Source organism: Streptosporangium sp. NPDC002607, from assembly GCF_053592655.1.
In genome coordinates this window covers 107,183-114,412 of sequence record NZ_JBSFWD010000031.1, presented here as the reverse complement: position 1 = coordinate 114,412, position 7,230 = coordinate 107,183, and the positions used below count along the sequence as shown (strand labels likewise).

8 protein-coding genes are annotated in these 7,230 nt (G+C 71.1%); 5 read left to right on the top strand and 3 right to left on the bottom strand.

All coding sequences use genetic code 11. The annotated features are described in order from the left end of the window. Positions 1–1,218: serine/threonine-protein kinase (locus tag ACWD3H_RS30310; protein ID WP_451957419.1), on the bottom strand; the 1,218-nt coding region annotated here is incomplete at its 3' end. Between the two features lie 282 nt (positions 1,219–1,500). Continuing rightward, positions 1,501–2,604 carry an alpha/beta hydrolase gene (locus ACWD3H_RS30305; protein ID WP_451957418.1) on the bottom strand — a complete coding sequence of 368 codons (1,104 nt, stop codon included), beginning with the start codon at positions 2,602–2,604 and terminating at the stop codon, positions 1,501–1,503. Positions 2,605–2,824: 220 nt separating this feature from the next. Between ACWD3H_RS30305 and ACWD3H_RS30300 the strand changes: the two genes are divergently transcribed. The 3 genes from ACWD3H_RS30300 to ACWD3H_RS30290 are packed head-to-tail and all read left to right on the top strand — an operon-like array spanning position 2,825 to position 5,254. After that, entirely contained in the window at positions 2,825–3,679 is an 855-nt protein-coding gene (locus ACWD3H_RS30300) for an ABC transporter permease (RefSeq protein ID WP_451957421.1), read from the top strand. Positions 3,680–3,712: 33 nt separating this feature from the next. Further along, entirely contained in the window at positions 3,713–4,501 is a 789-nt protein-coding gene (locus ACWD3H_RS30295) for an ABC transporter permease (protein WP_355562234.1), read from the top strand. 3 nt (positions 4,502–4,504) lie between these two features. Further along, the gene (locus ACWD3H_RS30290; RefSeq protein WP_355562236.1) at positions 4,505–5,254 is read left to right on the top strand and encodes an ABC transporter ATP-binding protein; all 750 of its coding nucleotides are present in this window, start codon (positions 4,505–4,507) and stop codon (positions 5,252–5,254) included. 27 nt (positions 5,255–5,281) lie between these two features. Here the strand turns inward: ACWD3H_RS30290 and ACWD3H_RS30285 are convergent, their stop codons facing one another. Next, complete coding sequence (locus ACWD3H_RS30285; RefSeq protein WP_451957417.1) at positions 5,282–5,761, bottom strand: hypothetical protein; 480 nt, start codon at positions 5,759–5,761, stop codon at positions 5,282–5,284. 104 nt (positions 5,762–5,865) lie between these two features. Here ACWD3H_RS30285 and ACWD3H_RS30280 point away from each other — a divergent pair, with 104 nt between their 5' ends. Both ACWD3H_RS30280 and ACWD3H_RS30275 read left to right on the top strand, forming a co-directional pair. Then, a complete protein-coding gene (locus tag ACWD3H_RS30280) occupies positions 5,866–6,420 on the top strand; it encodes an MFS transporter (protein ID WP_355626220.1) in 555 nt (184 codons plus the stop codon). Positions 6,421–6,462: 42 nt separating this feature from the next. Next, the gene (locus ACWD3H_RS30275; RefSeq protein ID WP_350963440.1) at positions 6,463–7,206 is read left to right on the top strand and encodes a YcnI family copper-binding membrane protein; all 744 of its coding nucleotides are present in this window, start codon (positions 6,463–6,465) and stop codon (positions 7,204–7,206) included. Positions 7,207–7,230: the final 24 nt, after the last annotated feature.

Sequence of the window (7,230 nt, the reverse complement as noted above, 5' to 3'; positions counted from 1 at the left end):
CGTCAGTTCGTCGCCAACGCCTCCCATGAACTCCACACCCTGCTGACCCGGCAGCGAGCACTTGGCCAGGGTGAGGCGGTGCGAGCCGCAGGTCTCGGGCATGCCCGAGCCGGCGCCGGAACCGATCCCGCCGCCACCGGCCGCGGCGGCCACGGTGACCGCCGCCATGGAGACCGTGGCCAGCGCCGCGAAGCCGGCCTGCGACAGGTGCGCTCCCCTGCTCGGCCTGGCCCTGCGCGAAGCCCTGGCGGGGATCTCCACCGGGACCGAGGGCTCGTCGTGGAACGAGGACGGCGTCGCGAGCCGCACCCTCCCGGCTCCCGGCGCGTGGGGCACCGGGGTCCAGATCTCCGCCAGCACCGCCGCGACCGCCTCGCGCAGGTCCCACGGGTCACCCACACCACCCGCGGCGAGCAGCGCGCCGAGCAGGTCCGCGGCCCCTGGCCGGTCGGCGGGGTCCTTGGCCAGGGAGGCCTCGACGGCCGGGCGCAGCAGCGCGGGCACCGAGGCCACCCTCGGCGGCTCGACCATGATGCGCCGGGTCAGCACGTCCGCCTCACCCGTGCCGAAGGGATGGTGGCCGCCGGCCGCGTAGGCCACCAGGCAGCCCCAGGCGAAGATGTCGGAGGCGGGCAGCGCGAGCCCGCCGGTGAGCCGCTCCGGGGCGACCCAGCCGGGACTGCCCATGACCTGCCCCGCCTGCGTGTGCGCGGCGAGGACGTCGACGTCCCTGGCGATGCCGAAGTCGATCACCCGCGGACCGGTGTCCGACAGCAGCACGTTGCCCGGTTTCAGATCTCGGTGGACCAGCCCGGCCTCGTGCACCGCGACCAGCGCGGCGGCCACCCCCAGGGCGACGCCGTAGGCCAGGTCGGGGGTGAGCGGACCGTGCGTGGAGACCACCTGGGAGAGCGCGGGGCCCGGAACGTACTCCGACACCAGGTAGGGGCGGTCCTTGTCGGTGCCGTCCTCGATCACCGCGGCGGTGCAGAAAGGCACCACTCTCCGGGAGAATCTCACTTCCTCGGCGAAACGGGCGCGGAGCGTGGCATCGTTGAGGTGCATCGGGTGCGGGGTCTTGATCGCCACCACCCCGCCCTGCGGGTGCTGGGCCAGATAGACGATGCCCATGCCGCCCGTTCCGAGGCGGCCGAGCAGAAGGTAACGGCCGATGATGACCGGGTCCCCGACGGTCAGCGGCCGCACACCGGTCGGCATGCCGCTTATGGGACCTGTTCCCCCACGTGCCATCCTCGTTGAGCCTCTCGTGCGCGGGCTACGGCAAGCACACTGTGACGGGATTCGAGCGCCCTTCGCTGCCGACAGGCCAGAAGGGATATGAGAGGTAAGACGAATGATCCCTGGGGGTAAGAAATCCGTGGTGCGCGGGATGCCTTTGAGCCTGGACGGGACGGCGTGACCAGCGGGAAAGGCCCGCGCGGCTGAACACCGCCGGACATCGAAAACCCGGACCGCGGCGGGTCCGCCGCCCCCGCGCGCTCAGGCCGCCGCGGAACCGGACTGCGCGGGCGGGGTCCCGAGAGCGGGGGCGTCCCCGGCGGGAAGGCCGGACGCGGAAAGATCCGAGGCCAGGAGATCCTGCGCGGCGAGGCCCTGGTCGGGTACGTCCTGGGCGAGCAGGTCCCGCGCGGAGACCTCGCCGGCGGGCGGGAGGTCCTGCGCGGCGGCGAGGAAGCGGGCGATGTGCGAGTAGACCTTGCGGGCCTCGGGGACGACGTCGGCGAGAATGGCGAAGACGTGCGGCATACGGGGCCACTCCTCGTACGTGACCGGCACCCCGGCCGCGCGGGCCCGCTCGGCCACCCGGCGGCCCTCGTCGCGCAGGACCTCGGTGGAGCCGGTGACGACCATCAGCGGCGGCAGACCGGTGTAGTCACCGAGGACCGGGGAGAGCAGGGGGTCATGGGGGTCGAGACCGGCCGTCCAGCGGCGGGCGAGCCAGTCGACGCGGCCGGCCGGGATCAGCGGGTCGAGCATCCGGTTGACCCTGCGGGGCGCACCGGTGAGATCCGTCCACGGCGACAGGCACACGGCGGCGGCCGGCAGCGGCATGCCCTGGTCGCGAAGCGCCAGGAGCGTGGCCAGGGTGAGGTGGCCGCCGGCCGAGTCCCCGCCGAAGACGATGTCGGCGGGGTCGTAGTCCTGCTCCAGCAGGCACCGGTAGGCGTCGATCGCGTCCGCGAGCGCCTCGGCCGGCCTGTGCACCGGGCCCTGGCGGTAGTCGACCGCCAGCACCGGCCGCCGGGCCGCGGCCGACAGGCGCCAGGTGATCGGCCGGTGGGTGACCGGGGAGCAGGCGAAGTAGCCCCCGCCGTGGAAGTAGAGCAGGACCTTGCGCTCGTCGAGCTCCTCGCCCGCGCGGACCCACTCTCCCGGACACGGCCCGGCCTCATCGGGTGTCACACGCACATGGACGGGCAGGCGGAGCGGAACCCTGCCCGCCAGAGCCACGATGCGCGAGGCCGCGACGAAACCGATGTCGGTTCTCAGCAGCAGCTGGGAGGCGGGTTTGAAGGTGCCGCGCATGATCGCGTTGAGGGTCGCGGCCTGCCAGCTGAAGGGGTAGGCCGGACTGACGTCCATATCTATCTCATGGCGCATGGGGGACCTCCACAAAAGGACATTCCCCTCATAACATACTTTTATCGGCGATTCTACATATCGAGCAGATTGCAACTATGTATCGCATCGGTATACAACACGCTAGGGGCATGACCGAATCCCGGTGAAAGCCCGACATCGGACCGGGCCACCACGCGCCGCCCGGATCCCGTGACCGGCTAGCACCCGCTCATCGCCAAAAATCCATTGCCCCTCCCCAGACCACCCAGGAGGATGGGAGGGCCGTTCTGACGCCCACCGGGAGGCAGCCTTCCTGCTCTACGCGCGTATCGCCGGATACGGCTTCCGCCGCCACTCCACCTACCGCGCCGCCGCCGTCGCCGGAGCCTTCACCAACACCGTCTTCGGCATCCTCCGCGCCTACGTCCTGATCGCCCTCTGGCAGGCCCGCCCCGGCCTCGCCGGCTACGACCTCGCCGACGCCGTCACCTTCTGCTTCCTCAGCCAGGCGTTCATCGGCCCCATGCAGGTCTTCGGCGGCGGCCTGGAACTCTCCGAACGCGTGCGCAGCGGAGACGTGGCCCTGGACCTGGTCCGCCCCGCCTCCCTGCAGATGTGGAGCCTCGCCGACGATCTCGGCAGGGCCGCATACCTCCTCCTGCTCCGCAGCCTGCCGCCGACGGCCGTCGGCGCCGCGCTGTTCGGCCTCGTCGCGCCGGCCGACCCGGTGACCTGCCTCTCCTTCACAGCCGGCCTCATCCTGGGAGTGGTCGTCAGCTTCGCCCTGCGCTACCTGGTGGCGCTGTCCGCCTGCTGGGTGGTCGACGACCGGGGCGTGCAGTCGCTGTCACTGGTGACAACGCTCTTCTTCAGTGGCATGGTCCTGCCGCTGAACCTCTTCCCCGGCTGGCTCGGCGCCCTGGCCGAGGCACTCCCGTGGTCGGCCATGGTGCAGGTACCCGCCGACCTCTACCTCGGCAAGCGAGACGTCCTGGAAGCCCTGGGGTTCCAGCTCGCCTGGGCGGTGGCACTACTGGCCCTGGGAGCCCTGGCCACGGGCGCCGCCCGCAGGAAGGTCGTGATCCAGGGTGGTTGACGGCGCGCGGAGGACCACCGGAACGAGCGGCCGATGGTGAGGACCTACCTCCTGCTGGCCTGGACCTGGCTGAGAGCCTCGGCACAGTACCCGGGGCCGCTGATCATGATGATGCTGGGCTCGTTCGCGGTCAACGCGCTGGACGTGGCGGCGATCTTGGTGATCTTCGAGCACACCGGGTCGCTGGGCGGCTTCGGCCTGGCCGAGGTGATGTTCCTGTACGGCACCTCCGGCCTGTCCTTCGCCCTGGCCGACATGCTCTTCGGCAACGTCGACCGGCTCAGCCAGCACATCAGGAGCGGCAGCTTCGACACCATGCTGATCCGCCCGGCGAGCGCCTTCACCCAGATGGCCGTCGACCGCTTCAGCGTGCACCGCTTCGGCAGGACGGCACAGGCCGCCGTCGTGCTCGCCGTCGCCCTGCCCCAGCTCGGCCTCGCCTGGAGCAGAATCTGGATGATCCCGCTGATGGTCCTGTGCGGGGTCGTCATCTTCGCCTCGGTCTTCACCCTCGGCGGCGCCATGCAGTTCCTGCTGACCAACGCCCCCGAGGTGGCCAACGCCTTCACCTACGGCGGCAGCACCCTCACCCAGTACCCGCTGAGCGTCTACGGCTCCGAGCTCGTCAAGGGCGTCACCTTCGTCGTGCCGCTGGCGTTCGTGAACTGGCAGCCCGCGCTGTTCGTGCTCGACCGCGAGGACCCCTTCGGCCTGCCGTACTGGCTCCGTTTCGCCTCGCCCCCAGCGGCCGTCGCCCTGGCCGCCGTCGCCGCCCTGGCCTGGCGGGCGGGCATCCGCCGCTACCGCTCGACGGGAAGTTGACACATGATCGAACTCGACCGGGTCGGCCGCTCGTTCACCGTGGGCCGCCGCAGGGCCAAAAAGACCGTGCACGCCGTACGGGATCTGTCGTTCAGCGTGGAAGCAGGGGAGTTCGTCGGCTACCTCGGCCCCAACGGCGCGGGCAAGTCCACGACCATCAAGATGCTCACCGGCATCCTGGCGCCGACCTCCGGCAGCATCCGGGTGGCCGGGCTCGATCCGACGCGCCGCCGCACCGCGCTGGCACGCAGGATCGGGGTGGTGTTCGGCCAGCGGACGACCCTGTGGTGGGACCTGCCGCTGCGGGACAGTTTTGAACTGGTCCGACACCTCTACAAAGTAGATCAAAAAGACTTCCGGCGACGGCTGACCGAGCTGACCGAACTCCTCGGCCTCGCCGGCTTCATGGGCACTCCGGTCCGCCAGCTCAGCCTCGGCCAGCGCATGCGCGGCGACATCACCGCCGCGCTCCTGCACGACCCCGCCGTGCTGGTGCTCGACGAGCCCACGATCGGCCTGGACGTGGTCAGCAAGGCCGCCATGCGCGACTTCCTGCTCCGCCTCAACGCCGAGCGCGGCACCACCGTCCTGCTCACCACCCACGACCTGGGCGACATAGAGAAGCTCTGCCGCCGCGTCATGCTGATCGACCGCGGCAGCCTGGCCTTCGACGGCACCCTCGACGACCTGCGCGCCACCGCCCCCGGGGAGGCCTCCATGGAGGACGTGGTCGCCCGCCTCTACTCCGCCTGATCCCCGGGAAGGCCGGTGGCCGGAAGCTCAGCGGTAGTCCTGCTCGCCGGACTCCTCGTACTCCTCCTCGTCCCGGAACCGCGGCGCCCAGCGGGAGGGCATCAGCACCGGCAGGAACAGCAGGACGCCGAGAAGGGCGTAGACACCGGTGGTCAGCAGCAGGCCCATGCCGCGACCCGCCTGCAGGAGCAATGGGTGGAAGGTGGGCTCGTCGGGAACCAGCCCCATGGCGCGGCGGACGTCCAGGGCGTAGACCACGGTCCAGGCCAGCAGCACCATCGACGGAACGAAGGTGGCCAGCGGGGAGACCCGGCTGGCGACCACCAGGCCGACCAGGAGACCGATCGCGGCCATCACCCCGAGGGCGATCCAGACCTTCGAGCCGTTCTCCGCGGGAACGGGAAGGGGCGCCAGGCTCGCCCCCGCCTCCTGCACCGCCCAACCGGCGCCGAAGAGCAGCACCGCCGCCATAACCAACCCGACAAGCACCCCAAAAACGTGCCGCATCCCTACCACCTTGGATTGAAGGATCTGTCAGGATCGCGGCCACCATAGCGACAAAAATCTTAAAACGGCAGACATCTCAGAGGCGTGAGAGCATATGGGGCACCATGCGCGCCCGTCTCCCATTACGCCTCACGCGCGCGGCCGCCTTCTCGGCCGTCTGCGTGACGCTCGCCGTCCTCGGCCACGTGGTCGCGGGCGGTTCCGGGCCGGAGCCGTGGGCGGTGGCGAGCGGCGCAGCCGCGGTCATGGCGGTGAGCGTGCTGCTCGCCGGGCGCGAGCGGTCCACCGTGGCGATCAGCACCGTGCTGTCCGTCCTGCAACTGTCCTTGCACGAGTTGTTCCTCCTCGGTGACGCCACCGGGATTCCAGTGGCCCCGCACCCGCACGTCAGGGGGCTGGGCGAGAGTCTCGGCATGCTCGTCGCGCACCTCACCGCGACGCTGGTCACCGGATGGTGGCTGGCCCGCGGCGAGACCGCCCTGTGGGCGCTGCTCCGCTCGGCCCGGCACCGCCTCGGCGCGATGTTCCGGCTGCTGCGGCTCCCGGCCGTGGCCGCGGCTCCGCCGCGTCCCGCCCGCACCCCGGTCACGCCCGTCTTCGCGCGCGCCGTTCTCCGTCACTCCGTCAGCCGGCGTGGTCCTCCACTCCCCGCCGCCTGACCCGCCCCCCGAAATCCTGAAATCCCGAAGTGGAGAACCCCCATGCCGCTTTCCCATGCCCGCCGCCTGGCCACCGTCACCGCCGGTGTCACCGCCCTCACCCTCGGTCTCGCCCTGCCCGTCCTCGCGCACGTCACCATCAATCCCAACAGCGCCCAGCAGGGCGGCTTCACCAAGGTCGCCTTCCGGGTCCCGAACGAGCGTGACGACGCCTCCACGAACAAGCTGGAGGTGACCTTCCCCGTCGACCACCCGCTGGCGTTCGTCTCGGTCAAGCCGGTACCCGGCTGGAAGGTCAAGGTGGTCGAGGGCAAGCTGCCCAAGCCGGTCACCACCGAGTACGGCGAGCTCACCGAGGCGGTCACGAAGGTCATCTGGTCGGGCGGAAAGATCGAACCCGGCCAGTTCCAGGAGTTCGAGGTGTCCATGGGCAAGCTGCCCACCGACACCGACCAGCTCATCTTCCCCACCACCCAGACCTACACCGGTGGCGAGGTCGTCAAGTGGGCGGACGAGCCCAAGGCCGACGGTTCCGAGGCCGAGCGTCCGGCCCCGGTGCTGAAGCTCACCCCCGCCTCCGCCGAGGGTGACGGTCACGGTGCCGCCGCCTCCGCGACGCCGTCGGCCGTGGCCGTACCGGCCGCGCCCTCGGTGGCCCCCGCCGCCTCCGCGTCCGAGGGCTCGGACGGAACCGCCCGCCTGCTCGGCGGGGCCGGCCTGGTGCTCGGGCTCGTCGGGACCGTGGTCGGCGCCCTCGGCCTGCGCCGCGGCGGCCGCGCCTCCTGATCCGGCGCGAGACGGCCCCGGAGA